Genomic DNA, 25,276 nt, shown 5'->3' with positions numbered 1-25,276 from the left:
GCGTGTGCTTATACTAGCATCGCAGCAGCGGGGCGAGATTTCGGGGAGATGCCTTGACAGACATCGGCTTCCGTTGCGATAAGACGTCAATGCGCGGCGACTGCGTGCCGTGCCACAGAGGGACCATTGGATGGATGGCAACACAGGCAGTCTGGCGGGGATGCGGGTGATGGTCATCGACGACTCGAAGACCATCCGACGCACGGCCGAGACCCTTCTCAAGAAGGAGGGGTGCGAGGTCTTCACGGCGTCGGACGGATTCGAGGCACTGTCCAAGATTGCCGACAACCAGCCCCAGATCATCTTCGTGGACATCATGATGCCGCGGCTGGATGGCTATCAGACCTGCGCGCTTATCAAGAACAACCAGCTTTTCCGGTCGACGCCGGTCATCATGCTGTCGTCCAGGGATGGATTGTTCGACAAGGCGCGCGGGCGAATCGTAGGTTCCGAGGAGTACCTCACCAAGCCGTTTACCCGCGAGGAACTACTCTCGGCGATACGGCGGCATGTGGTGCATGATTGACCGCCAACTCTTGCGGGGGGAGCATGGCTGAAGTCCGAAATCCAGTGCAGGCAGGTTGTGCGATTGCCCGGAACGCGCGGCGCGCGCCGTGCCGTCGGGCAGCTGTCCTTCACGGCTGTGCGGGAGGCTGACCCATGACGTTCTCCTCGGCCACCCCGTTCGACATCCTGACCGACTACGAGCGACGCAGCCTGACCCACGTCGCGGGCCTGCCCGACCAGATCGATGCCCCCGGCCTGTGGCGCGGCATAGCGTTTCGTCTGGGTGCAAAGCGCCTGGCCGCGAGTTTCGCGGAGGTCGTGGAGATCATCTCGGTGCCGCCGCTGACGCCCGTGCCCGGCGCGGACACCTGGCTGCTGGGCGTGGCCAACCTGCGCAGCTCGCTGCTGCCCATCGTCGACCTCAAGCAATATCTGGAAGGCGAGCGCACGGTGCAGCACGCCACCACGCGCGCGCTGGTGATCCGGCAGAGCGGCGGCAACGTCGCGGTCCTCATCGACGAACTGCTGGGACAGCGCAACTTCAACGAAGGCCAGATCGTGGCCGTGGAGGGCGTGGCGGGGAGCGGCTATGCGCCCTTCGTGCAGCGCGCCTATCGACTGGGCGACACGGTCTGGGGAGTGTTCGACATGGCGCGATTGACGCGTACGCCGGAATTCAGGCAGGCCGCCGCCGCACAGGGCGGTATGTAATGCATTTCAGGGTGAGGTTCTTGCGATGAGCACATTGGGCGCCGGTACCGGCAAAGAACGCAGCGGGATGATCAACTTCTGGATCTTCCTGCTGGTAATCGCACTGCTGGCGCTGATCGCCAACGCCGTGCTCTCGACCAAATACGCGGGCGAGGAGGGGCAGGCCCGTGACCTGGTGGCCGACGTGCGCGTGCTGTCGCAGCAGGTGGCAAAGGCTGCACAGGACGCCGCATCCGGCGGCGTGGACGCGTTCGACGAGCTCGAAAGCACGCGCATCGCGATCCAGGCCAACCTCGATGCCCTGAACAAGGGCGGCGCAAGCAACCCGGCCTACGCCGGCGACGCGACCGTCGGCGTGCCGCTGCAGCGCGTCACCGAGACCTGGGGGCCGATGAACGACGCGGCCCGGCGCATCCTCGACAGTCGGGAGCTGGTGTTGGGCCTGACCGAGACCGCCGACCGCTTCGCCAACGCCGTGCCGCTGATCCAGGCCGAGATGGACGAGGTGGTGCGCGCGATGGGTGAGGCCGGCAACGCCAGCTATGCCCAGCTTTCCACCGCCATCCGCCAGATCGTGCTGGCCGACCGCATGCTGCGCCACGTGACCCAGATTCGTCAGGGCGGTGCCGCGGCCACGTCCGCCGCCGACCGGTTTTCGCGCGACGCCACCCTCTTCAGCCAGGTGCTCGGTGGCCTCCAGAACGGCCTGCCCGAGCAGAACATCCGCCGCATCGACAGTCCGGTGGCCCGCCAGTCGCTGGCGCGCGTGGCCACGCTCTATTCCGACCTCGAGCAAAACGTTGACGCCATCCTTGACGCCTCCACCGAATTGTTTGAAGTCAAGAACGCCGCCGATGAAATCTCGCAGGCCTCGGCCCAGCTCCTGGGCGGCGCGGAAAACCTGACCCAGGCGTTCGTCAATCTTCCCGCCAGCCGCGCGTTCCCGAGCGTGTGGATCGGTATCGCCGCAGGCGCGGCCGCCATCATCGCCATCCTCGGCCTGCTGTTCACCCTGTACCGCGACCAGGTCAAGCGCTTCCGCGTCACCCAGGAACTGAACCAGCGCAACCAGGAGGCCATCCTGCGCCTGCTGGACGAAATGGGTTCGCTGGCCGAAGGCGACCTGACCGTTCGCGCGACGGTGACCGAGGACATCACCGGCGCGATCGCGGACTCGATCAACTTCGCGGTCGAGGCGCTGCGCTCCCTCGTTACCACCATCAACGAAACCGCCGTGCAGGTGGCTGCCGCTGCCCAGGAAACGCAGGCCACCGCGATGCATCTGGCCGAAGCCGCCGAGCACCAGGCGCAGCAGATCACCTCGGCCTCGGCCGCGATCAACGAAATCGCGGTTTCGATCGACGAGGTGTCGAAGAACTCGGCCGAATCGGCGGACGTGGCGCAGCGCTCGGTGCAGATCGCCGCAAAGGGCGCCGAAGTCGTGCGCCAGACGATTCAGGGCATGGACTCGATTCGCGACCAGATTCAGGAAACTTCCAAGCGAATCAAGCGTCTGGGTGAAAGCTCGCAGGAAATCGGTTCGATCGTGGAACTGATCAACGACATTGCCGAGCAGACCAACATCCTGGCACTGAACGCCGCCATTCAGGCTGCTTCGGCCGGTGAGGCGGGCCGCGGGTTCGCGGTGGTGGCCGACGAAGTGCAGCGACTGGCGGAACGCTCCGCGAATGCGACCAAGCGAATCGAGACGCTGGTGCAGACAATTCAGGCCGATACCAACGAAGCGGTGTCCTCGATGGAACAGACCACCGCCGAAGTGGTGGCCGGTGCGCGACTGGCCGAGGACGCGGGCCTGGCCCTGGGCGAGATCGAAAAGGTGTCCAACGACCTCGCCGACCTGATTCAGAACATCTCCGAGGCGGCGCGCCAGCAGTCGGCTGCCGCAACCAACATCTCGGCCACGATGAACGTGATTCAGGAAATCACCACGCAGACCTCGGTTGGCGCGAGCCAGACGGCCGAGTCGATCGGAAACCTCGCCCAGCTGGCTGCCGACCTGCGTCGTTCGGTCGCCGACTTCAAGCTGCCGGGCTGAGGTGCGGGCGGACGGGGGCTGCGACGGAATGGCCACGGTAGCCACATCGGCATCGGCAATCGGCATGCGTGCACTGGACGATGCCGAGTTCGACCGGTGGGTGCGCCTGCTCGAGGCGCGCACCGGCGTCATCGTGCCGCCCGAGCGCAAGCCTTTTCTGGAAACGGGCCTGCGCCGGCGCATGCGCGAAACCGGCCATACCGGGTTCCAGACGTATTACGACGAGCTTGTCAAGGGAGCGCGCGGGGCGGTCGAGTGGGCCTCCCTGGTCGATCACCTCACCGTCCATGAAACCCATTTCTTCCGCCACCCGCCGTCGCTCGCCCTGATCCGCGAGGAATGGCTGCCGCGCTGGCTGGATGCCGCCGGTGCGGACGCCTCGCTGCATGCGCTTTCGATCGGCTGTTCCACCGGGGAGGAGGCCTTCTCGCTCGCCATGGTGGTGGATGCCGAGCTGTCGCGAAGTGCACCTGAGCGGCGCTTCGGGGTCACCGCCACCGACGTCAGCCAGGCCGCACTGGCCGTGGCGCGGGCCGGCGAATACCCGATGCGCCGGATCAGCGAAATCCCGACCGCCTACCGGGCGCAGGTCGAGGCGCTTGACGATGGCGAGAACTTCCGCATCTGCGATCGCCTGCGCAAGCGCGTCGGCTTTGCCTGCGTCAACCTGCTGCATGCGTCACGCGCGCCGCTGCGCAAGCTCGACATCATCTACTGCCAGAACGTGCTGATCTATTTTGCACGCGAACGCCGGGGCGAAATGCTCGATGCCCTGGTGGAACTGCTCCAACCCAACGGTCTTCTGGTGCTCGGCCCGGGCGAAGCGCCCGGCTGGAGCCACCCGCAGATGCGCCGGACCGGCGGGCCGCAGACGCTGGCTTACCTCCGGAATACGAAAGAGACCCAGGCATGAGGCCGCAAGACGACATCGACTTCACCACGCTGGCCTGGGTCAAGGGCGAACTCGACGAGACCCTGAAGCAGGCTCGGCAAGCCCTTGAGGCCTACGTCGAGGATCCCTCCGACGTCAGCCAAATGCGCTTCTGCGCCACCTACCTGCATCAGGTGCAGGGCACCTTGCGCATGGTCGAGCTGTACGGTGCGGCCATGGTGACCGAGGAGATGGAGAGCCTGGCCGGGGCGCTGCTGGACGGGCAGATCGCGGATCGCGACGAGGCCTACAGCGTGCTCATGCGCGGCATCATGCAGCTGCCCGATTACCTGGAGCGACTGCAGACCGGCCACAAGGACATCCCGATCGTTCTCCTGCCGCTGCTCAACGACCTGCGCACGGCGCGGGGCGAGAAGGGCCTGTCGGAGATTGCGCTCTTCACGCCCAACCTGGGGCGTGAACTGCCGGTCGGTGCCGGCGGGCCGGCGCAGCCGCTACCCGAAGCCGAGCTTCGCGCGAGGGCCGAACCGCTGCGCGCCCAGTTCCAGCTGGCGCTGCTCAAGTGGTTCCGCAACGACGACGTCGACGGCAACCTGGCGCGCCTGACCGACACCTTGGACAAACTCATCGCGCAGACCGCCGAGCTCGAGGCGCGCCGCCTGTTCTGGGTCGCGGCCGGCGTGCTGGAGGCGCTGCGGGCCAAGGCTTTTGAGCCGAGCCTTCAGCTCAAGCAGACGATCGGCAAGGTGGAGCGGGAGATCAAGCGGCTGGCCGATTCTGGCGAGCGCAGCTTCAGGACCGACCCGCCGCACGAGCTCACCCGCAACCTGCTTTACTTCGTGGCCCATGCGCCCACCGAGCATGGCCGGATCGGCGAGATGCGCGAGGTTTTCGGCCTGGAGGACCTCCTGCCGAGCGAGGAAGAAGTCGAACACGCTCGCAGCAGCCTGACCGGGCACAATCGCTCGCTGCTGGACACCGTCGCAGGCGCGATCAAGGATGACCTGCTGCGGGTCAAGGACGCGCTGGATCTGCACCTGCGCAATCCGGAGGCGGAAGCGGCACAGCTTGCCAACCAGGTCGAGGTGCTGGAGCGGGTTTCCGACACCCTGGGCATGCTTGGCCTCGGGGTTGCGCGACGCGTGGTGCAGGAGCAGCGCGATGCCGTGCGGGCCATCACCGACGGCTCGCGTGCGGCCGATGAGTCCGCCCTGCTGGATATCGCGGGCGCGCTGCTGTACGTCGAGGCGTCGCTGGACGACCAGGTTCAGCATCTGGGCGGCGTGCCCACGGGCGAGCGCGCCGAGGCTGCGACCCGGCTTCCGGCGATCGAGACGCGCCGCGTGATGCAGGCGCTGGTGAAAGAGGCTCAGGTCAATTTCACCCGCGCCAAGGATTGCTTTGTCGGCTACATCGAATCGAGTTGGGATGCCGCACAGCTCGAGGCCGCACCGGATCTTCTCAGCCAGGTCGCGGGCGTGCTGCGGATCGTCGAGTTGCTCGAACCGGCGGGCTATCTGGAAGCCATTGCACAGTTCACCCGGCGCGAGCTGCTGGAAAAGCGGCTCGTGCCCGATGTCGCGCAGATGGAGACGCTCGCTGACGCCCTTGCCAGCCTCGAGTATTTCCTCGAAGCCCAGGCAGAGCAGCGCCCCGGCCGCGATCGCATCCTGCTGACGGCGCACGGCAGCCTGGAGAAACTGGGCTACTGGCCGGTCCCGGAAGTCGCCGTCGCGGCGCCGCAGGACGCCATCGAGCCGTCGCCTCGGGATTCCGCGCCTGAACCGGTCTCGGACGCAATCGTTCCCGCAGTGCCGGATGCGCGCGTTTCCGAGGATGACGTTGCGGCATCGCCGGCACGGGACGACGCGGATACGGTGGAGGTGCAGCCCATCGCGCCGATGCCGGATGCGGCGACGCCGGCCGACGCCGCATCCGGGAAGGTGCCGCCGGCACCGGCACCGGTACCGGCAGAGGTCGCCTCCGAACCGGAGAGCGGCCCCATCACCGGAGGCTTCGAGGCCGCCTCGGAGGAGATCGACGAGGAGATCCGCGAGGTCTTCGTCGAAGAGGTGCAGGAGGAAATCGAGAACCTCGGGCAGCTGCTGCCGATCTGGATGCAGGCCCCCGGCGACCTCGACCAGCTCAAGTCGATCCGACGCGTGTTCCATACCCTCAAGGGCAGCGGCCGCCTCGTCGGCGCGCTCACCCTGGGCGAATTCGCGTGGAAGATCGAGAACATGCTCAACCGCGTGCTCGACCACACCATTTCCGCAACGCCCGCGGTGACCTCGCTGGTCGAGGCGGCGTTTGACGTGCTGCCGGAAATTCACGCCGCGCTGCGCGGTGAGCGCAGCGTTCGCACCGATCTGGATGCGATCAAATCCGTGGCCGACCGGCTGGCGGCCGGCGAGCAGGTCCACTACGTCCCGACGCCCGTCGCGCCGCCTGCGATGCCCGAACCGACGCACGAAGACGTCCCGGCCGTGTCCGAAGTCGACGCGACCGCCGTGTCCGGGGTCACCGGCCCGCCCGTCGCCGGGGCGCAGGATGCCATCGCACCGCCGCAGGAGGAAATTTCCGCGGAAGCTGCCTTCGAGAGCATTGAAGAAGCCCGTGACGATCGCATCGAGGTCGCCACCATCGACCCGGTACTTTTCGAGATCCTGCAGCCCGAAGTCTCCGGGCATCTCGACACGATCGAAGCCTGGCTGGCACAGCCGGCACAGCCGCTCGATGAAGCGGTGGTGCGTGCGGTGCATACGATGAACGGCGCGTTCGCGATGACCGAGCTGCCCCTGGTCACCGAAATCACCTCGCCGCTCGAGCACTACCTCAAGCGCGCGCTGTCCAACGGACTGACGCTTTCCGAGCAGGGACGCGCGGTACTCATGGACTCGACCCGCGCGTTGCGCCAGGTGCTGGTCGAACTGGAGGCCCGGCCGCCGCGACTGACGTCGCTGCGGGAGCTTGCCGCCCGGCTTTCCATCGAGCGCGACACGCTGCCCGACACGCCGAGTCCGTTCGCGCCGGTGCCGACGCACGAAGAAATCACCAGCGAGGCCCCGGAATTGAGCAGCGCCGTGTCGCTCGAACCGTGGTCGCAGTTCACATCGGAGGAGATCGCCGCGCCTGTTGTGGACGAGGTGCCGCCCGTGGACGCCGCGGCCGAGGGTCCGGAGACCGTCCTGGACGAAACGCTGGACTTCGATGGCCTGGATGTCCAGGCCGATCTCACCAGCGTGGTCAGCATTCCGATGGCTGACGCACCCGCCGACGCGGATGCAGCGGCCGCCGCACCGCCAGCCAGCGACGAGTTCCCGGTCTGGAACATCGAAGACATGGCCGCCGCCGAAATCGACGAGCCCGCCGCTGCGGAACCGCCCGCGCCGAGCCTGGAGGTCGAGGAACTCGCTGCCGGGGAGCCGGCAGCGGGCGAAGCGGTCGAGTGGTCCGAGTTGATCGAGATGCCGTCGGAGCTGCCGGCAGCAGCGGAAATCGACGCGGGCCTTGAAGTCGTCGAGATGGAGTTCTCCGAACCGGAGTTCGACGTGCCGGAAGAGGCCATGCTGGAATCGGTGAGCCTGGCGGACGAGGCAGCTGAATCCGGCGATGAGGCCAGTGCCGAGGCCACGACGGCAGAAGCCGCGGAGTCCGCGTCGGCACCCGAAACCGGCGTGGACGATCTGATTCGCCAGTGGCTGGCGGACGAAGCGGCGGCGCAGGTGCCGGCCGCAGCGAGCACGCCTGGCGTGGACATCGAGACGGTGGACCTCGCCCCGACCGAGGCCAGCGATCCGGCGCACGCCGGGATCGTGTCCGCGGATGCCTTCTTCGATCATCTGGATGATGAGCCCGCGCCTGAGGTGTCATCGGATACGGTCGATGCGCCGATCCCGGTGCCCGTCGCCGAAGACGAAGACGTTGACGCCGAGCTTTTGCTCGGGATGCCTGACGGGAATGCCGCCGAACCTGTCGAAGCGACGCAGGTTCCGGGCGAGGAAATCGCCCCGGAATGGGATGTCGCGCCGGGCGTGCGCGTGCCGGTGCCTTTTGGCGACGAGGCGGCTGCCGCGCCGCTGGATGCGTTTGCCGAGACCGGATCGGCCGCGCTGGAGGCGGAAGAGGAATACATCGATGCGCTGATCGACGAGCCGATCTGGGACGGCGCGCAGATCGAGGAACCTGCCGACGCGCTGGAACCGGAAGCCGCGCCTGCGCAGGCCGATGACCGCGTCGTCGAAGAAGCCGCAGCGCGCGCGGAAAGGACGTCCTCTGCCGATCCGAAGCAGACCATGCTGGCGGCATGGTTCATCGCCGGTCTCGATACCGCGGACCCGGATCCCGACCAGCCGCTGCGCATTGCGGACATGGACGAGGAACTGCTCGACATCTTCGGCGAGGAAGCGACCGACATCCTCGACCACTCCGACGGGCTGATGGCACGCCTGCGCGAAACGCCGACCGATCAGGAGCTTGTCGTTGCCCTGCAGCGCGACCTGCACACCCTCAAGGGCGGTGCGCGCATGGCGGGTCTGTATGCCATCGGCGACCTCGGGCACGTGATGGAAAGCCTGCTGGAGATCGTGGCGGAAGGGAAGCGCGCGCTGCCGCGCCACGGCATCGATGTGCTGGAGCTTGCGTTCGATCGACTCAACCGCATGACCGCGCGCGTCGCATCGCGACAGGCCATCGCTTCGCCCGTGCTCCTGATCCAGCGCGTGGACATGCTGGCGCGCGGCGAGGAACCGGAGCTGGTGCCGGGTGCCGTCGAGGATGCCGCGGTGGCCGTCGAAGCCCTGGAAGCGGCGCAGCCGCCGATCGCTGCCGATGTCGTGACCGCAACTGAGGTCGAAACCGAAACCGAAACCCCGGCGACCGCGACGGAGTGGACCGCCGAGGAGGCCGTAGCCGCTCCCAGTGTCGAACTGGCACCCACGGCGCTGGACGAAGAGGACGTCAGCGTTCGCGCGCCGCAGGAGCAGATCCGCATCCGCGCCGACCTGCTCGACCGCCTGGTCAACTACGCCGGTGAAGTCGCGATCTACCGCGCCCGACTGGAACAGCAGCTGGGCCTGTTCCACGCCAACCTGGCGGAAATGGAGCAGACCAACGAGCGTCTGCGCGGCCAGCTGCGCAAGCTGGAAATCGAGACCGAGGCGCAGATCGTCGCGCGCTACCAGCGCGAGGTGGAGGCCGGCGGCAGGGAGGCGTTCGACCCGCTGGAGCTGGACCGCTTCTCGACCCTGCAGCAGCTTTCCCGCGCGCTGTCCGAGTCTGCCGCCGACCTGGTCAACCTGCAGGGCACGCTGGAAGACCACACGCGCCAGTACGAGACCCTCCTGCTGCAGCAGTCGCGCGTGAGCTCGGACCTGCAGGAAGGCCTGATGCGCACCCGCATGGTGCCGTTCGATTCGCTCGTGCCGCGCATGCGCCGCATCATTCGCCAGACCGCTTCGGAGCTGGGCAAGAAGGCGCAGCTGCGGGTCGAGGGTGCGCAGGGCGAAATGGACCGCAGCGTGCTCGATCGCATGACCGCGCCGTTGGAGCACATGCTGCGCAACGGGCTCGCCCACGGACTGGAGACGCCGGAGGAGCGCCGCGCCGTCGGCAAGCCGGAAGAGGGCACGGTCCGCATCGCGGTGATGCGCGAAGGCTCCGAAGTGGTCATCAAGGTGGCCGATGACGGACGTGGCCTGGACCGCGATGCGATCCGCCGCAAGGCGATCGAGCGCGGCCTGCTGGCTCCCACCGCCACCATCACCGACCAGGCGCTGTACGCCTTCATCCTGGAGTCCGGTTTTTCCACCGCATCCACGGTCAGCAAGATCGCCGGCCGCGGCGTCGGCATGGACGTGGTTCACAGCGAAATCCGCCAGCTCGGCGGTTCGCTGACCATCGAGTCCGAGCGCGGCAAGGGAACCGTGTTCACGGTGCGGCTGCCCTTCACCCTGGCGGTGACGCAGGCGGTGTTCGTGCAGCAGGGCGAAACCTCCTTCGCCGTGCCGATTGCCTCGGTTCAGGGCGTGGCGCGCATCGATCGCAGCGAACTGGACGCACAGCTCGCCACAGGCGCGCCCCGCTTCGTCTACGCGGGCGAGGACTATGTGATCCATGACCTGGGCCGCCTGCTGGGGCAGGCTCCGGTCCGCGCCGAGGGCAGCCTGCAGGTGCCGCTGCTGCTGGCCCGTTCCGGCGACCAGCGCGCCGCGATCTGCGTGGATCACGTCATCGGCAGCCGCGAGATCGTGGTCAAGCCGGTGGGTGCCCAGGTCAGTTCGATTCCCGGCATCTTCGGTGCCACCATCATGGGCGATGGCCGCGTCATCGTGATTCTCGACGTCGCGCCGCTGGTGCGTCGCTACACCGCCATGCACCTCGACGGTGGGGTGGTCGAAGCGGCACCGGCCGCACCCGTCAGCCGCGTTCCGCTGGTCATGGTGGTGGACGACTCGATCACGATGCGCAAGGTCACCGGCCGCGTGCTGGAGCGCCATGGCTACGAGGTGCTCACCGCGAAGGACGGCGTCGACGCCATCGAGAAACTGACCGAACGGGTGCCGGACGTGATGCTGCTCGACATCGAGATGCCGCGCATGGACGGCTACGAGCTGGCGACGCACATCCGCAACGATGTGCGCCTGCGCGGCATCCCGATCATCATGATCACCTCGCGCACCGGCGAAAAGCATCGCCAGCGCGCGTTCGAGATCGGCGTTGATCGCTACCTCGGCAAGCCGTACCAAGAGGCGGACCTGATGCGCAATGTGGACGAAATCCTGAAGGTGCACCGTGGCGATCTCGGCTGAGTCCTGCCGGGTCGCTCTCCTGGGCCGGGATGACGGCGCGCGCCGCCAGCTGCGCGATGCGCTGCAGGAGCTCGGTGCCTCCATCGCCTTCGAGGGTGAGCCTTCCGCCGCGCCCGGTCCGAGCGCGCTGGGCGGCGCACTCAACGTGGTGATTGTCAACCTGGAGGAAGGGCTGGACGACACCCTGGACCACCTGCAGGCCGTGCTCGACGACCCCGAAATCAACGTCGTGTTCAACGACGCGGATGTCAGTCGCTCGCTGGAAGGCTGGGATCTGGCGCGCTGGGCGCGGCATCTTGCCGCCAAGGTCCTGGGTCACGGCGAAACCATGCCGCCCGTGCCGGAAGGGGCCGGGCGCCTGCGCGAGCCCGTGTCGCTTTTCCCCGATCCCGGTGCCGTTCCGACACCGGCCGAGCTGGTCCCCGAGCCGGACGTGACCCCTTTCATCGACGAGGCCCTCGACATCTCCGGAACGGTTCCCGTTGATGCGCTGCCCGAGGTGCCGGAGCTTTCGCGTGCCGATACCGGGGAATTCAGCGAGGAATTCACCGCAGCGCCGGCGGGTGCGCGCGAGCCGCCGCAGGGCGCGGGCGCGGCGCTGGACATTGATTTCGACCTGCTTTCAGACGCCCTGAGCCTGGCGGATGCGCCCGCGCCCGAGCTGCTTGCGCCCACGCCTGGCGCGGTCGATGCGGCGGTGCTGGCGGATGAAGCCTTGGGCGACGCGCAGATCGAACGGGCGCTCGCTCTCGATGCCGAGGCACCGGCGCGCGAGACTTCGTCGCCCGACGCCGAGATGGTGCTCGCCGCGACCGAAGAGCTCGCGGAGTTCAACTGGGATTTCGGTGAGGAAGCGCCGTCGGACGCGCCTGCTCCGGCCGTCGGGCAGGACGGCTCCCGATCCGATGGAACAGGCGATCGGGGCGGCCCGGAACATTCCGGGAGCATTGAATTCGCCGATCCGGCCTCCCGGGAATCCACGGCGCAGGAAGATGCGGCGGCACCCGGGATGGGCTTCGATGCCGAAGCTTGGAGCCTGGACGACGGCGCAGGCGAGAACGACGCGGATTCGGCCGGCGCGCTGGACGACGAGGTTGCGGCCCTTGCGGCGCAGCTGGATGCATTCGAGACCACGGACAACGGAGCCGCCTTGGAGGAGCTGGATTTTTCCGCCTTCGATGCGCCTGCCGGCATCGACGCGTCTGCGCCGGTCGCGGCGGCGAATGCGGAACCGGCGAGCGCCGCGCGTGTGCCGGTCGCCGGTGGTGGACTGGAGCTGGCGCTGGCATCGCTGGACGAGGGGGTCACGCTGGCCGAATCGGACTCCGCCACCGGAGCCGAGGCAAAGCCGACCTATGATTTCGGCGATCTCGACAAGTTCAGCCTGGAACCGATCGAAGAGGAAGAGGTTGATCCGCTGATGGTCGCCATGGGTCTCGTGGAGGCTCCCGCCAGCGCGGTGGACACCGCGACGGCCGCTACCGCAGCCGATGCCAGCCCGCTCGGCCACGTGTTCGTCCTGGGAGCTTCGATCGGCGGGCCGGATGCCGTGCGAATCTTCCTGTCCGAGCTTCCGGCCAATCTGCCGGCGGTATTCCTGCTGGTGCAGCACCTGGAGTCGGGCTATTTCGAACGCCTCGCCCAGCAGTTGCAGAAGGCCTCCGCGCTGCTGGTCCGGATCGCATCGGCAGCAGTGCCCGCGAAGAAGGGCGAGGTGCTCGTCATTCCCGCGACCGAGCACGTCGTGCTGGAAGCCGACGGCAGCGTGGTCGCCCGTCCGCACGAAAAACCGCCGCGCTACACGCCGTCGATCGACACCGTGTTGCAGGACGTGGCCGATCGCTTCGGCAGCAAGGCCACGGCCATCATCTTCAGCGGCATGGCGGGCGACGCCGTGGAAGGTGCGGCCTACCTCACCACCAAGGGCGGTGAGGTCTGGGCACAGGATCCGGAGTCCTGCGTGGTCAGTTCGATGGTGGACGGTGCGCGCGCCCGCGGCGTGGTCGAATTCACCGGTTCGCCGCGCGAGCTGGCACAGCGTTGCGTTGCGCGCGTGGCGCGCTGAGGGAGTTGCAGGGATGAGCACCGTAGTCTCGCAGGACATCCGAGGCGTCATGATCGCCGTCACCGGCGCACGGGCACTGCTGCCCAACGCGACAGTGGCCGAGGTGATCACCTATTCGCCGCCCGACCCGGTGGACGGGGCACCGGCCTGGATGCTGGGTCGCATTCGCTGGCGCGGCTGGCGCCTGCCGGTCATCTCCTATGCCCGCATGATCGGTTCGGCCGAGCACGAGAGCGAATTCGGTGCCAAGGTCGTGGTGCTCAAGGCCCTGGGCGGCAATCCGCGCCATTCATACTTTGCCATGCTGACCCAGGGCTTCCCGCGCCTGGTCACGGTATCGCACGATGCGCTGGCGCGTGACAGCGGTGATGACGATGCGCCCGCAGAAGGCGTGCTGATGCGCGTCATGCTGCGCGACGAAGAGGCGGTCATCCCGGATCTGGCGGCCATCGAAGCGCGCATTGCCGAGATCGATTCGACCGCGGTGGCCTGAGTCCAGCCCGTCTCGTCGGGCGGTGTGCCGGATTTTCGCGTCCGCCCATCGCCCGAGCGACATTCGCGCAGCGGCGTGATCCCCATCAGAAATCCCCGTACAGCGCCTGCATCGCGGCCAGCAGGGCCAGTCCCGCGGTTTCGGTCCGCAGCACGCGCGGCCCGAGCCTGATGCCGATCGCGCCGCTGGCGCGCAGCAGCGCCAGATCCCGCTCGCCCAGCCCGCCTTCCGGCCCGATGACGAAGCAGGCACCGGCGCGTGCGGCCTCCGGCAGGTCGCGCAGCGTCGTTTCCGCATCCGGATCCAGGTAGAACAGCGGCAGGCGCTGGTCGGGCGAATCGCTGCGCGCATCCAGCCCTGGCGCGGGCGCGCCGACGAGCCAGTTCGCCAGCGTCGCCACCGGCCCCAGCGCCGGCAGGCGCGCGCGGCCGCACTGTTCGCAGGCCGCGGCAAGGATGCCTTGCCAGTGCGCGCGACGCTTCTCGCCGCGCTCTGCGTCGAGCCTGACTTCGGTGCGCTCGGTGACGAGCGGCACGATGCCTGCCGCGCCCAGTTCCGCAGCCTTCTGCAGCACGAAATCCATCTTTTCCCCGCGCGCCACGGCCTGGGCCAGCACCAGCGTCAGCGGCGACTCGCTGTCGACGCGGCGCGCCGCGATGACCTCGGCGCTGGCACCGCGCCTGTCGACCTGCGCCAGCTCCGCTTCGTAGTCGTGCCCGTCACCGTTGAACAGCGCGAAGCGCGCGCCCGGCCCCAGCCGCAGCGCGCGGGTGAGGTGGGCGGCGGCGGTATCGGGCAGCGCGAGGATGGCACCGGGCGAGAGCGGTGCGTCGATGAAGCAGCGGGTCAGGCGCATGGTGCGCGTCCTTCGGAATCCATGCCGACATGATGCCTGCCGGGCGACGCTGCTTGCCACGGTCGGCTAGAATCCGGGCGAACGCACGCCGGCCAGGGTTACTCCATGCTTCCGATTCGCCGCTCCACCACATCACGCCGCACCCGCGCCGAATCGCGCATGCGCGGCTTCACCCTGATCGAGGTGCTCGTGGTCGTCGTGATCCTCGGCATCCTGGCGGCCTTCGTGGTGCCCAAGTTCTTCGACAAGCCCGGCGAGGCGCGCCAGGTGAAGGCGCGCGCCGACATCCAGGCGCTGTCCACCGCGCTCAACATGTATCGCCTCGACAACTTCACCTACCCCAGCACCAACCAGGGACTGGAGGCGCTGGTGAGCCAGCCCGGCGGCCTGCCCGAGGCGCGCAACTGGAAGGCCGGCGGCTACATCGACCGCCTGCCCAAGGATCCGTGGGGACGCGACTATGCGTACCTGAGCCCCGGCCAGCGCGGCGATTTCGACCTGTATTCGCTGGGGGCCGACGGCCAGCCCGGCGGCGAGGGCGAGAATGCCGATATCGCCAGCTGGGACAACTGATTCGACCCACGCGCGACGCGCGCCCGTGCCCGCGCACGGGTCGACCGGTTTTTCGCTGATCGAAATCCTCGTGGTGCTGGTGATCGTCGGCATCGCGGTGACGGGCGCGGTCCTGTCGATCGGCGGCAGCGGCGAGCGCGAGGTGGAAAACGCCGCGCGCCGGGCCGAGCGGCTGGTGCGGCTGGCCTGCGAGCGCGCCGTCATCGGCGGGCGCGACATCGGGTTTGACGCGGTGCGCGACGGCCTGCGCTTCGGCTACGTCGAGATCGACGGCTGGCGGCCGCTGGGCGAGGGCGGCGCCGACGAGCTGCGCGCCCGGCCGCTCGGGCGCGAGCTGCTGATTTCGGCCCAGCGCGACGGCCTCGATCTGGTGCTTGGCGACGAGTCCGGGCGCGAGCCGAGCTTCGGCTGTTTCTCTTCCGGCGAGATGACCCCGTTCGTGCTGCGCATCGATCGCGCCGACGTGGCGCAGCCCTGGCAGCTTCAGGGCGCACTCGACGGCACGCTGACCCTGATCCGGGTGCGCCGTGATCGCTGAAGCGCGTCCGCGCGATATGTGCCACACGCCGCGCCGCGCGTCGGCAGCGCGCGCAGCGATCCGGCAGCCTCGATCGCCGGTCGCCGCCGGTGGTTTCACCCTGCTCGAAGTGCTCGTGGCGCTGCTGCTGCTGGCGCTCGCGCTGGTCGCGATGGTGCGCCTGGCGGGTCTGGACGCACGCGCCCAGGCGCAGTTGCGCGACGGTACTTTGGCGCAGTGGGTGGCCACCAACGTCGTGGCCGATGCGCGGCTGCGCGCGCCGTTTCCCGCCGTCGGTCGCAGCAGCGGCGAGATGCGCATGGGCGGACAGCGCTGGCGCTGGACCCTGGACGTCGAACCCACGCAGGAAGTCCGCGTGCGCCGCATGGACGTCACCGTGGTGGCCGCCGAAGGCGACGCGCGCAATGGCGTCGCGGCACGCCTCACCGCCTTTGCGAACCAGCCCTGATGCGGCGCGCGCCTTTCCGATCGTGCCTGCACCGTGCGGTGCCGCTCACGGCCGTCCATCGCGGCTTCAGCCTGCTGGAAATGCTGGTCGCCGTGGCGTTGTTCGCCGTGGCCTCGGCGCTGGCCTGGGGCGGGCTGCGCGCGCTGGTACAGGCGCAGGAGCAGTCGACCCAGGTCACCGCGCGCCTGGGGCGGCTGCAGTTTGCCGTCGGCCTGATCGAGCGCGACGTGATCACCGCGGCGCGGCGCGGGGTGCGCGACGCCTATGGCGGAATGCGACCGGCGTTCGAGGGTAGCGCCCAGCGCATGGAGCTGACCCGTTACGGCCACGCCAATCCGCTGGCGCTGCCGCGCTCCGAGCTTGAACGCGTGGCCTGGATCCGGCGCGACGGCGATCTGCTGCGCCAGCGCTGGGCGGTGCTCGACCGCGCCGCCGGCACGCAGCCGATCGAGGACCGCCTGCTTGACGGGGTGGATTCGCTGGAGCTGGTGTTTCTGGATGATCGCGGCCGCGAGCATCGCCAGTGGCCGCCGCTGAATGGCGCGTTCGGCGTCCTGCCGCGCGCGCTGCGCCTGCGGCTTGAGGTCGAAGGTTTCGGCGAGATCGAACGGGTGCTCGAACTGCCCGCGGAGCCGGCCCCGTGAGCGCGCGGCGACAGCGCGGCGTGGCCCTGCTGGCCGCGGTGCTGGTGGTGGCGCTGGCCACGGTGCTGATCGCCGCCCTGCTGGATCGCAGCGAGGCGACGCTTGCGCGAACCCGCAACAGCCAGCGCGCGGCGCAGGGCTGGGAGCTGATGCGCGGGGTCGAAGGCTGGGCCGGCGCGGTGCTGCTGCAGGACGCCAGCGATGCTCCGGGCATCGACAGCCGCGAGGATCCCTGGGCCCAGGACATGCCGCCGATCGACCTGCCCGGCGTGCGCATCTTCGGCCGCCTGCGCGACCAGGGCGGCTGCTTCAACCTCAACAGCCTGCATCCCGGCGATGCCGACGATGCCGGTGCGATTGCGCGCTTCGAACGGCTGCTGCGCGCGCTGCGGCTTGATCCGGCCATCGCCGAACAGGTCGCCGACTGGATCGACGCCGACGCCATCCCGCGCTCGCGCGGTGCCGAGGACGCGGCCTACCTGGCGCGCCAGCCGCCGCAGCGCGCGGCCAACCAGCCCTTCGTCCACGTGTCGGAACTGCGCCTGTTGCCGGGCGTCACGCCCGAGGTCTATGCGCTGCTTGCACCGGAAGTGTGCGCGCTGCCCGCCGCCGCGCCGATCAACCTCAACTTCGCCAGTCCGGCGCTGTGGATGAGCCTGTCGGAGGCGATGACGCCCTCCATGGCCGAGCGCCTGGCGCGCGACGGGCAGGCCAACTACGCATCGACCGACGAAGTGCAGCGCGAGCTGGCCCAGATCGGCCTGCCGCCGGTTCCGCTGGCCGGCTACGCCGTGGGAACCGAGTGGTTCATCCTGGAAGCCCAGGTCATTGCGGACGGCATTCCCTTCCTCTATTCCAGCCTGCTGCACCGGCGTCCGGGCCGCGTCGAGGTGATCGCCCGCGCCCGCGGCCGGCTGTGATGGCGGCGCGACGCCTGCAGCGCAGGTGCGGTGACTGCGGCTAGAATCGACCGGATTGCATCGAGCCTGCCATGCCCCATCGCCACCTGATCCGAATCCTCGACGATGAACGCGCCCAGTGGCTGGCGCTGGATCGCGCCGGGCGGGTTCTGGCGGGGCCGACGCCGGGATTCCCGCCGCACGCGCCGCAGGGCGATACCGTGGTGCTCGTGCCCAGCGCCGAGGTGCTCCTGCTGGAGGCACCGCGCATCGCGCGCCAGCGCCGCCAGCTCGAGCGCGGCCTGCCGTTCGCCATCGAGGATCAGCTCGGCGAGCCGGTCGAACAGTGCCATGTGGCCGCGTTCGACGACGGTCGGCCCGAGACCGTGCTGGCGCTTGCCGCCGCGCGCGCGCGCATGGAGGCGTGGCTGGCGCTGCTTTCCCGCCACGGCGTGCGGGCCGACTGTCTCGTCCCCGAAAGCCTGCTGCTGCCGCAGGGCACCGGTCCCGTGCTGCTGCTCGACGGCGACTGCGCGACGCTGCGCCACGCGCGCGGTGGCGTGCTGGCCGGGAGGGTGGAAGAGGTCGCGGGCTGGCTGGCGCTGTTCGCGGACTCCGGCGCGACCGCACCCTTGCAGATTCTGGGCCGCAGCGTCGATGCCTCGATCTCGTGGCCGGCGGGGATCGAGCACACGGCGGTCGATGTGCCGGTCTGGCTGGCAACGCGCCTGGCGACGCTGGACCTTGACCAGAGCAATCTCCTGGTCGGTGACTATCGTCCGCAGGATGCGCGCGCGAACCCCGGTCGCGGCTGGGCCTGGGCGGCGATCCTGGCGGCTGCCGGCGTGCTGCTGGGCATGACCTCGATGGCGGTCGAACGCTGGCAGCTCGACCGCCTCCATGCCAGCCAGCGCGCGCAGATGGAAACCCTCCTGCGCGAGGCACTGCCCGACGTGCAGCGCGTGGTCGATCCACGCGCGCAGGTGGCCGCAGAGCTTGCGCGTCGCGGCGGCGCAGCGCGCGGCGAGGGCGTCCTGGGCCTCCTGGCGCGCATCGCGCCGCTGCTCTCGGGCAGCGGCCGCTACACCCTGGACGGGTTGGAATACCGCGCCGGCACGCTCGATCTCACCCTGCGCGGCGGCGACGTGGCCACGCTCGACGAACTGCGCGAGCGCATGGCCTCCCTCGGCCTTGCCGCCGAGCTGACCGCGATGACGCCGGGCAGCAGCGGAGTCGAGGGCAAGCTGCGCGTCCGCGAGGGCGGCCGATGAACGCGCTGCGGCAGTTCTGGGAAGGCCTTGCGACGCGCGACCGCCGCGTCCTTGCGATGGGTGCCGGCGCGCTCCTCCTCATCGCGCTGTGGCTGCTGGCGTGGGAGCCGCTGCGCGAGGCGCGTGATGCGGCGCGCTTGCGCACCACGGCGGCCGCCAATGATCTGGCTTACCTGCGCGCCGTGGTGCCGCAGCTGCGTGATGCCACCGCTACCCCCGCGCGCGACGGGCGTTCCCTGCTGGCGCTGGTGGATGCCACCGCGCGCGCTTCGGGCGTCGGCGAGGCGCTGCTGCGCGTGGAGCCGGTCAGCGCCGCGCAGGTGCGGGTCTATTTCGAAGGCGCGGGATTTGATGCCCTGGTCGACTGGCTGGCTGCGCTGCAGGCCGGGCAGGGGATTTCGATCAGCGATTTCAGCGCCACGCGCAGCACCGGCGTCGGGCGCGTCGATGCGCGGGTCGTGCTTGAACGCCCAGGAGGTTGAGGATGAAGCGTCTGTTCTGGCTGTTGGTGTTGGCGATCGTCGTGCTGGCGATCGTGGCGGCGACTTTCCCCGCGAAGCTGGCCGTGCGCCTGCTGCCGTCGTCCAGGCTGCCGGTGCAGCTGGAAGAGGTCGCCGGCACGGTCTGGTCGGGCCGCGCCGAGCGTGTGCTGCGCAATGGCGCGGACCTGGGGCGGCTGCAATGGACCGTGCATCCTGCGGGTCTGCTGCGCGGGCAGATCGATGCCGACCTGGCGCTCCAGGGGCAGGCGCTCGATGGCACCGGCCGCGTGGTCGCCGCGCGCGACGGCAGCGTGCGCATCGCAGGGGCGAAGGTGCGGTTCCCGGCGGCGCGCATGGAGCGGCTGCTGGATGTCCCGGCCCTGACCCTGGTCGGCAATGTCGATCTCGTGATCGAAGACCTGGAGCTTCGCGGTCGGGTGCCGGTGGCGCTCACCGGGCAGGCGACCTGGCGCGACGCCGGCGTGAGCGGAGGCGAGCAGGCCACGTTCGGAACCCTGCAGGCCCGCTTCGGCGCGCTCGACGGCGGCGGCTTCGGCGGCACCCTGGGTGATCAGGGCGATGGCCCGCTGGCGCTGGACGGCTCGTTCCGCACCACCCTCATGGGCTTCGAGGCCCGGGCCACGCTGCGCGCGCGCGACGACGATCCGCAGGTGCAGCGCGCCTTGCGGCATATCGGCCAGATGCAGCCCGACGGCAGCGTGGTGTACGAGGTGAAGGGCGGGCTGGCAGGGAAGGGATCTTGACCTCGGCACCTGCGCCCGATGCTGCGTTTCTCGATCGCGCGCTCGACGTGGCGCGCCGCGCCGCGCGCGCGGCGGCGGCAATCATCGACGGGTATTACCGCGGCGGCGCGCAGGTCACGCTCAAGCCCGACGCCACGCCCGTCACCCAGGCCGACATCGAGGCCGAGGGCGCCATTCGCGCGGTGCTGCGCGAGGCCTTTCCGGACCACGCGATTCACGGCGAGGAGGCCGGGCGCGAAGGCGAGGGCGACTTCCTCTGGCTGGTCGATCCGCTCGACGGCACCAAAAGCTTCGTGCGGCGCAACCCGGTGTTCTCCACCCAGATCGCGCTGATGCATCGCGGCGAGCTGGTGCTGGGCGTCTCCTGCGCCAGCCAGTTCGGCCAGATGGCCTGGGCGCGGCGCGGCGGTGGTGCCTTCCTCGACGGCGTGCCGCTCAGGGTCGCCGAGACTGCCGAGGTCGCGCAGGCGGTGGTATCCACCGGCAACCTCAAGTCCCTCGCGCAGGGCCCGCGCTGGAGCGCGCTCGGCCAGCTTCTGGTCGAAGCCAACCGCGGCCGCGGTTACGGCGACTTCCTGCACTACCACCTGCTCGCCCAGGGCAGCGTGGATGTGGTGATCGAATCGGACGTCAGCATCCTCGACGTGGCGGCCCTGGCCGTCATCGTGCGCGAGGCCGGCGGCGTCTTCACCGACCTTTCCGGCGCTCCGCCGGATCTCGACACGCGCAGCGTGCTGGCCGCCGTTCCGGCGCTGCACGCCGGCGTGCGCGAGCGCTTTCACGGATGGAACGATGCGTAAACTTCCCGACATCCTCGCCCGCCGCACCCTGGATTACGGCGGGCGCTTCCAGATCGAGCGCGTCGACCTGCGCTTTTCCAACAATGCCGAGCGCACCTTCGAGCGCATGGTGCCGCGCGGCCAGGGCGCGGTGGTGGTGGCCGCGATGCGCGATCGCGGCACGCTGCTGCTGGTGCGTGAATACGCCTGCGCCGTGCACCGCTACGAGCTCGGGCTGGTGAAGGGGCGCATCGATCCGGGCGAGTCCCTGGAAGTGGCGGCGGTGCGCGAGCTGAAAGAGGAGGCCGGGTTCGGCGCGCGCCGCCTCACCGTGCTGCGCGAGATGACCCTGGTTCCGGCCTACATGCCCTACCACAGCTGGCTGGTGCTGGCCGAGGACCTCTATCCCGAGCGCCTGCCCGGCGATGAGCCCGAGGAACTGGAAGTGGTGCCGTGGAAGCTGGACGAGCTCGACCGGCTGATGCTGCGCGAGGACTGCTCGGACGGCCGCTCGCTGGCCGCCGCCTTCATCGTGCGCGAATACCTGCACCAGCGCGACGCCGGCAGCCTGCCCGCGGATGCCCCGCGTGCGATGGCCGTGCCGACATGAGCCACGCGCCGATCCCGCAGGCGTGGCAGGCCGCACTCGTCGCCATCGCGCGCGAGGCCGGCAGCGCGATCCTCGCGGTTTACGGCACCGACTTCCCGGTTCAGGCCAAGAGCGACCGTTCGCCGCTCACCGCCGCCGATCTTGCCGCCCATCGCGTGATCGCCGAGCGCCTGGCCGAACTGGCACCGGACCTGCCGCTGCTGTCGGAGGAGGGGGCCGATATCGACTGGGACACGCGGCGTACCTGGTCGCGCTACTGGCTGGTCGATCCGCTCGACGGCACCCGCGAGTTCGTCAAGCGCAACGGCGAGTTCACCGTGAACATCGCGCTCATCGAGGACGGCGTGCCGGTGCTGGGCGTGGTGCATGCGCCGGTGCTCGATTATCTGGTGCATGCGCGTCGCGGCGTGGGCTGCTGGCTGCGCGAAGCGAACGTGGATCGCGACATGGCGCTGGCAACCCGACGCCCGGCGCAGGCTCCGCTGCGCGTTGCCGCCAGCCGCTCGCACCTGGATGCGCGCACCGCGCGCGCGCTCGATGCGATCGGTGAGCATGCGCGCATGGGCCTGGGGTCTTCGCTCAAGTTCTGCCGCATCGCGGAAGGCTGCGCCGACGTCTATCCCCGCTTCGGGCCGACCTCGGAGTGGGACACCGCTGCCGGCCAGTGCGTGCTGGAAGCGGCGGGCGGCGCGGTGCTGGGGCTCGATGGCCAGCCGCTGCGCTACAACCGCGGCCCCTCGCTGCTCAATCCGGACTTCATCGCGCTGGGCGATGCCGACCTGCCCTGGAAGGCGTGGATCGATGGCCTCGATGGATGAACTGCTGGCCATCATGGCCCGCCTGCGCGATCCCGCCCGCGGCTGCCCGTGGGACCGGGCGCAGGATTTTTCCTCCATCGCGCCCTATACCATCGAGGAAGCCTACGAGGTCGCCGACGCCATCGCCCGCGACGACCGCGCCGCGCTCAAGGATGAGCTGGGCGACCTGCTGTTCCAGGTGATCTTCCACGCGCAGATGGCCAGCGAAGAGGGCGCGTTCGATTTCGACGACGTGGCGCGCGGCCTGCGCGACAAGCTGGTCCGCCGCCATCCGCACGTCTTTGGCGATGCGGATGCGAACGACGCCGAGACAGTGGCCGCGAACTGGGAGGCGATCAAGCGCGAGGAGCGGCGCGCCACCGATGACGATCCGAGCGCGCTCGCGGGCGTGGCGGCGGGATTGCCCGAGTGGCTGCGCGCCCTGAAGCTGCAAAAGCGCGCCGCGCGAACCGGCTACGACTGGCCCGATGTCGCGCCGGTGCTGGACAAGCTGCGCGAGGAGATCGTCGAGGTCGAGGTCGAGCTGGCGCAGGGCGCGGATCCCGTGCGGCTGGAGGACGAAATCGGCGACGTGCTGTTCGTCTGCGTCAACCTCGCGCGTCACGCCAGGGTCGATCCCGGTGCGGCGCTGCGGCAGGCCAACGCCAAGTTCGAGCGGCGCTTCCGCGCGATGGAGTCGCTTGCCGCATCGCGCGGGCTGGCCTTCGACGCCTTGGGTCTGGAGGCACAGGAAGCGCTGTGGCGCGAGGTCAAGCGCCTGCAGGCGGATGGCGGACACGCGGGCTCCTAGCGCTTCCCCGCAAGACTGGCACGCCGGCGGCTGCGGGCGGTCAGGCCCGGAAGATCAGCCAGGCCGCCACGATCATCAGCGCGAAGCCGGCCAGGTGGTTCCACTTGATCGGCTCGCCCATGACCCAGACCGAGAAGCCGATGAAGACCGTCAGGGTGATGACCTCCTGGATCGTCTTGAGCTGGGGCAGGGTGTAGACCGCGTGGCCCATGCGGTTGGCCGGCACCTGGAAGAGGTATTCGGGCAGGGCGATCAGCCAGCTGACCAGGATGACCAGCAGGATCGGCGCGCCCTTGAACTTGAGGTGCCCGTACCAGGCGAAGGTCATGAACAGATTGGAGCAGGCCAGAAGCAGGACCGGTATCAGATAGGTCCAGAGCGTCGGTGCGGCGGGCATGGCGCGATGCGTTCCGTCAGAGTCTGTGGAATTTGCGAACGTTTCCGGACCGGGAGCCGGGGCGGATTGCGCAAGGGTGTTTTCGGAGCGTCGAGCTGGTCCGGAAACCTCCACAAGCGCCTGGTTTTGCGGGAGCGATCCTGCTCGCGATTCCGCGCTCAGCACTCGATGACGTTCACCGCCAGGCCGCCGCGGCTGGTTTCCTTGTACTTGTCCATCATGTCGCGGCCGGTGTCGCGCATGGTCTTGATCACCTTGTCGAGGCTGACCTTGTGCTTGCCGTCGCCGCGCAGCGCCATGCGCGAGGCGTTGATGGCCTTGATCGAACCCATCGCGTTGCGCTCGATGCAGGGAATCTGCACCAGTCCGGCGATGGGGTCGCAGGTCAGGCCGAGGTTGTGCTCCATGCCGATTTCCGCGGCGTTCTCGATCTGCGAAGGCGTGCCGCCCAGCGCGGCGGTCAGGCCGCCGGCGGCCATCGAGCAGGCCACGCCGACCTCGCCCTGACAGCCGACTTCGGCACCGGAGATGCTGGCGTTTTCCTTGTAGAGGATGCCGATGGCTCCGGCGGTGAGCAGGTAGTCGAAAATGCCCTGTTCGCTCGCACCGGGAATGAAGCGCTCGTAGTAGTGGCCGACCGCCGGGATGATGCCGGCGGCACCGTTGGTCGGCGCCGTCACGACGCGCCCGCCGGCGGCGTTCTCCTCGTTCACCGCCAGCGCATAGAGGTTCACCCAGTCGAGCGTGGTGAGCGGGTCGCGCATCGCCGCCTCCGGGCGCGACAGCAGTTCGTGGTACAGCGCCGGCGCGCGGCGCGAGACGTGCAGGCCGCCGGGCAGGTTGCCCTCGGCGCGGATGCCGCGCGCCACGCACGCCTGCATCGTGGACCAGATCTCGCGCAGGCCGGTGCGGATTTCCTCCGGCGAGCGCCAGGCCTCCTCGTTGGCGAACATGATCCGGGCGATGGAAAGCCCGCTGTCGCGCGCCTGTGCCAGCAGTTCGTCGCCGCTGTGGAACGGATAGGGCAGGGGCGTGGTGTCGGGCACGATGCGGTCGGCGGCGGCCTCGTCGGGATTGACCACGAAGCCGCCGCCGACCGAGTAGTAGTCGCGCGTGGCCAGCACCGCGTCGTCCGCACCGAAGGCGGTGAAGCGCATGCCGTTGGTGTGGAACGGCAATTTCTGCCGCTTGTTCATCGCAAGGTCGCGCTTTTCCTCGAAGCCGATGCGCTTGACGCCGCCCAGCATCAGGGCCTTCTCGCCGCGGATGCGCTCCAGCGTGGCCGGCACGATGTCCGGGTCGATGCGGTTGGGTTCATGGCCTTCCAGCCCCAGCATCAGCGCCTTGTCGGTGCCGTGGCCGCGGCCGGTCAGTGCGAGGGAGCCGAACACCTCGGCGCGCACCCGCGCCACCCGCTCCATCAGCCCGGCGTCGCGGATGTGGTGGTCGACGAAGCGCGTCGCGGCCCGCATCGGGCCGACGGTGTGCGAGCTGGACGGGCCGATACCGATTTTCAGAAGATCGAAGATGCTGACGGCCATGACCACCACTCCGGGGAGAACCCGCTATTCTAGAGCGATTGCTCCAACGCGATGTGAACCCCGGCAATCCGTGAACCTGATCCTCTTCCAGCGCGATGATTGCCACCTGTGCGACCTGGCGCTGGACGTGCTCGCAAGCGCCGGCGCGCCCGACTTCGAAAGCCTCTTCATCGATGGGGACGCCGCGCTCGAGGCGCGCTACGGTGCGCGCGTTCCGGTGCTGCGCTGCGGGGACTCGGGTGTGGAGCTCGACTGGCCGTTCGATGCCGCCCGGCTGGCGCGCTTCCTCGCGCGCTGAGGCACCTCTGAACAAGTCGTCATCCCGGTGAAGGC

The 25,276-nt window shown here is 69.2% G+C and carries 23 protein-coding genes; 20 read left to right on the top strand and 3 right to left on the bottom strand.

The window, feature by feature from the left end:
* The first annotated feature begins 130 nt into the window (after positions 1–130).
* From pilG to WB794_RS02065, 7 genes are all read left to right on the top strand, one after another.
* Positions 131–526: a twitching motility response regulator PilG gene (pilG, locus tag WB794_RS02095; protein ID WP_337334187.1), complete on the top strand. Its 396-nt coding sequence runs from the start codon at positions 131–133 to the stop codon at positions 524–526.
* Positions 527–660: 134 nt separating this feature from the next.
* A complete protein-coding gene (locus WB794_RS02090; protein ID WP_337334186.1) occupies positions 661–1,218 on the top strand; it encodes a chemotaxis protein CheW in 558 nt (185 codons plus the stop codon).
* Between the two features lie 25 nt (positions 1,219–1,243).
* Positions 1,244–3,274: a methyl-accepting chemotaxis protein gene (locus WB794_RS02085; RefSeq protein ID WP_337334185.1), complete on the top strand. Its 2,031-nt coding sequence runs from the start codon at positions 1,244–1,246 to the stop codon at positions 3,272–3,274.
* 64 nt (positions 3,275–3,338) lie between these two features.
* Positions 3,339–4,187 carry a CheR family methyltransferase gene (locus WB794_RS02080; protein WP_337334184.1) on the top strand — a complete coding sequence of 283 codons (849 nt, stop codon included), beginning with the start codon at positions 3,339–3,341 and terminating at the stop codon, positions 4,185–4,187.
* On the top strand, positions 4,184–10,975 hold the full coding sequence (locus tag WB794_RS02075) for a hybrid sensor histidine kinase/response regulator (protein WP_337334183.1): 6,792 nt from the start codon (positions 4,184–4,186) through the stop codon (positions 10,973–10,975). Before WB794_RS02080 ends, WB794_RS02075 begins: the two co-directional genes overlap by 4 nt.
* Positions 10,959–13,040, top strand: coding sequence for a chemotaxis protein CheB (locus WB794_RS02070; RefSeq protein WP_337334182.1), 2,082 nt, complete (start codon positions 10,959–10,961; stop codon positions 13,038–13,040). Before WB794_RS02075 ends, WB794_RS02070 begins: the two co-directional genes overlap by 17 nt.
* Positions 13,041–13,053: 13 nt before the next feature.
* Positions 13,054–13,533, top strand: coding sequence for a chemotaxis protein CheW (locus WB794_RS02065; protein ID WP_337334181.1), 480 nt, complete (start codon positions 13,054–13,056; stop codon positions 13,531–13,533).
* Between the two features lie 85 nt (positions 13,534–13,618).
* Here the strand turns inward: WB794_RS02065 and WB794_RS02060 are convergent, their stop codons facing one another.
* Positions 13,619–14,389, bottom strand: coding sequence for a 16S rRNA (uracil(1498)-N(3))-methyltransferase (locus tag WB794_RS02060; RefSeq protein WP_337334180.1), 771 nt, complete (start codon positions 14,387–14,389; stop codon positions 13,619–13,621).
* A gap of 105 nt (positions 14,390–14,494) precedes the next feature.
* Here WB794_RS02060 and gspG point away from each other — a divergent pair, with 105 nt between their 5' ends.
* The 12 genes from gspG to mazG all read left to right on the top strand — a co-directional run bounded on the left by gspG (position 14,495) and on the right by mazG (position 23,005).
* A complete protein-coding gene (gspG, locus tag WB794_RS02055; protein WP_337334179.1) occupies positions 14,495–14,962 on the top strand; it encodes a type II secretion system major pseudopilin GspG in 468 nt (155 codons plus the stop codon).
* Positions 14,963–14,987: 25 nt separating this feature from the next.
* A complete protein-coding gene (gene gspH / locus WB794_RS02050) occupies positions 14,988–15,500 on the top strand; it encodes a type II secretion system minor pseudopilin GspH (RefSeq protein ID WP_337334178.1) in 513 nt (170 codons plus the stop codon).
* Positions 15,490–15,948 (top strand): type II secretion system minor pseudopilin GspI, encoded by a 459-nt coding sequence (gene gspI, locus WB794_RS02045; protein ID WP_337334177.1) that lies wholly within the window; start codon positions 15,490–15,492, stop codon positions 15,946–15,948. The genes gspH and gspI overlap by 11 nt, the downstream gene beginning before the upstream one ends.
* A 38-nt stretch (positions 15,949–15,986) precedes the next feature.
* The gene (gene gspJ, locus WB794_RS02040; protein ID WP_337334176.1) at positions 15,987–16,592 is read left to right on the top strand and encodes a type II secretion system minor pseudopilin GspJ; all 606 of its coding nucleotides are present in this window, start codon (positions 15,987–15,989) and stop codon (positions 16,590–16,592) included.
* Positions 16,589–17,512, top strand: a complete 924-nt coding sequence (gene gspK / locus WB794_RS02035) for a type II secretion system minor pseudopilin GspK (RefSeq protein ID WP_337334175.1) — start codon at positions 16,589–16,591, stop codon at positions 17,510–17,512. Before gspJ ends, gspK begins: the two co-directional genes overlap by 4 nt.
* A 71-nt stretch (positions 17,513–17,583) precedes the next feature.
* Complete coding sequence (gene gspL / locus WB794_RS02030) at positions 17,584–18,762, top strand: type II secretion system protein GspL (RefSeq protein ID WP_337334174.1); 1,179 nt, start codon at positions 17,584–17,586, stop codon at positions 18,760–18,762.
* Positions 18,759–19,244 (top strand): type II secretion system protein GspM, encoded by a 486-nt coding sequence (gene gspM / locus WB794_RS02025; protein WP_337334173.1) that lies wholly within the window; start codon positions 18,759–18,761, stop codon positions 19,242–19,244. Before gspL ends, gspM begins: the two co-directional genes overlap by 4 nt.
* 2 nt (positions 19,245–19,246) lie before the next feature.
* A complete protein-coding gene (gspN, locus tag WB794_RS02020; protein ID WP_337334172.1) occupies positions 19,247–20,008 on the top strand; it encodes a type II secretion system protein N in 762 nt (253 codons plus the stop codon).
* Positions 20,005–20,808 (top strand): inositol monophosphatase family protein, encoded by an 804-nt coding sequence (locus tag WB794_RS02015; RefSeq protein ID WP_337334171.1) that lies wholly within the window; start codon positions 20,005–20,007, stop codon positions 20,806–20,808. The genes gspN and WB794_RS02015 overlap by 4 nt, the downstream gene beginning before the upstream one ends.
* The gene (gene nudE / locus WB794_RS02010) at positions 20,801–21,397 is read left to right on the top strand and encodes an ADP compounds hydrolase NudE (RefSeq protein WP_337334170.1); all 597 of its coding nucleotides are present in this window, start codon (positions 20,801–20,803) and stop codon (positions 21,395–21,397) included. The genes WB794_RS02015 and nudE overlap by 8 nt, the downstream gene beginning before the upstream one ends.
* Positions 21,394–22,215 (top strand): 3'(2'),5'-bisphosphate nucleotidase CysQ, encoded by an 822-nt coding sequence (gene cysQ / locus WB794_RS02005; RefSeq protein ID WP_337334169.1) that lies wholly within the window; start codon positions 21,394–21,396, stop codon positions 22,213–22,215. The genes nudE and cysQ overlap by 4 nt, the downstream gene beginning before the upstream one ends.
* On the top strand, positions 22,199–23,005 hold the full coding sequence (gene mazG / locus WB794_RS02000; protein ID WP_337334168.1) for a nucleoside triphosphate pyrophosphohydrolase: 807 nt from the start codon (positions 22,199–22,201) through the stop codon (positions 23,003–23,005). The genes cysQ and mazG overlap by 17 nt, the downstream gene beginning before the upstream one ends.
* A 40-nt stretch (positions 23,006–23,045) precedes the next feature.
* Here the strand turns inward: mazG and WB794_RS01995 are convergent, their stop codons facing one another.
* The gene (locus WB794_RS01995) at positions 23,046–23,402 is read right to left on the bottom strand and encodes a DMT family protein (RefSeq protein WP_337334167.1); all 357 of its coding nucleotides are present in this window, start codon (positions 23,400–23,402) and stop codon (positions 23,046–23,048) included.
* A 158-nt stretch (positions 23,403–23,560) separates the two neighbouring features.
* A complete protein-coding gene (locus WB794_RS01990; RefSeq protein WP_337334166.1) occupies positions 23,561–24,943 on the bottom strand; it encodes an L-serine ammonia-lyase in 1,383 nt (460 codons plus the stop codon).
* A gap of 70 nt (positions 24,944–25,013) precedes the next feature.
* On the opposite strand from WB794_RS01990, the gene WB794_RS01985 reads away from it, so the two are divergent.
* Complete coding sequence (locus WB794_RS01985) at positions 25,014–25,241, top strand: glutaredoxin family protein (RefSeq protein ID WP_337334165.1); 228 nt, start codon at positions 25,014–25,016, stop codon at positions 25,239–25,241.
* The last annotated feature ends 35 nt before the right edge of the window (positions 25,242–25,276 follow it).

This window comes from Denitratimonas tolerans (assembly GCF_037203605.1).
In the GTDB taxonomy this organism is placed as follows: domain Bacteria; phylum Pseudomonadota; class Gammaproteobacteria; order Xanthomonadales; family Xanthomonadaceae; genus Denitratimonas; species Denitratimonas tolerans.
This window is presented reverse-complemented; position numbering and strand designations above follow the sequence as displayed.

Coding starts and splice junctions, on each gene's coding strand:
- mazG (WP_337334168.1), top strand. CDS start 22,199: ATGGCCTCGATGGATGAACTGCTGGCCATCATGGCCCGCCTGCGCGAT.
- WB794_RS01990 (WP_337334166.1), bottom strand. CDS start 24,943: ATGGCCGTCAGCATCTTCGATCTTCTGAAAATCGGTATCGGCCCGTCC.
- pilG (WP_337334187.1), top strand. CDS start 131: ATGGATGGCAACACAGGCAGTCTGGCGGGGATGCGGGTGATGGTCATC.
- cysQ (WP_337334169.1), top strand. CDS start 21,394: ATGAGCCACGCGCCGATCCCGCAGGCGTGGCAGGCCGCACTCGTCGCC.
- WB794_RS02085 (WP_337334185.1), top strand. CDS start 1,244: ATGAGCACATTGGGCGCCGGTACCGGCAAAGAACGCAGCGGGATGATC.
- WB794_RS02080 (WP_337334184.1), top strand. CDS start 3,339: ATGCGTGCACTGGACGATGCCGAGTTCGACCGGTGGGTGCGCCTGCTC.
- gspM (WP_337334173.1), top strand. CDS start 18,759: ATGAACGCGCTGCGGCAGTTCTGGGAAGGCCTTGCGACGCGCGACCGC.
- WB794_RS02090 (WP_337334186.1), top strand. CDS start 661: ATGACGTTCTCCTCGGCCACCCCGTTCGACATCCTGACCGACTACGAG.
- WB794_RS02065 (WP_337334181.1), top strand. CDS start 13,054: ATGAGCACCGTAGTCTCGCAGGACATCCGAGGCGTCATGATCGCCGTC.
- nudE (WP_337334170.1), top strand. CDS start 20,801: ATGCGTAAACTTCCCGACATCCTCGCCCGCCGCACCCTGGATTACGGC.
- gspL (WP_337334174.1), top strand. CDS start 17,584: ATGCCCCATCGCCACCTGATCCGAATCCTCGACGATGAACGCGCCCAG.
- WB794_RS01995 (WP_337334167.1), bottom strand. CDS start 23,402: ATGCCCGCCGCACCGACGCTCTGGACCTATCTGATACCGGTCCTGCTT.
- WB794_RS02060 (WP_337334180.1), bottom strand. CDS start 14,389: ATGCGCCTGACCCGCTGCTTCATCGACGCACCGCTCTCGCCCGGTGCC.
- gspG (WP_337334179.1), top strand. CDS start 14,495: ATGCTTCCGATTCGCCGCTCCACCACATCACGCCGCACCCGCGCCGAA.
- gspN (WP_337334172.1), top strand. CDS start 19,247: ATGAAGCGTCTGTTCTGGCTGTTGGTGTTGGCGATCGTCGTGCTGGCG.
- WB794_RS02075 (WP_337334183.1), top strand. CDS start 4,184: ATGAGGCCGCAAGACGACATCGACTTCACCACGCTGGCCTGGGTCAAG.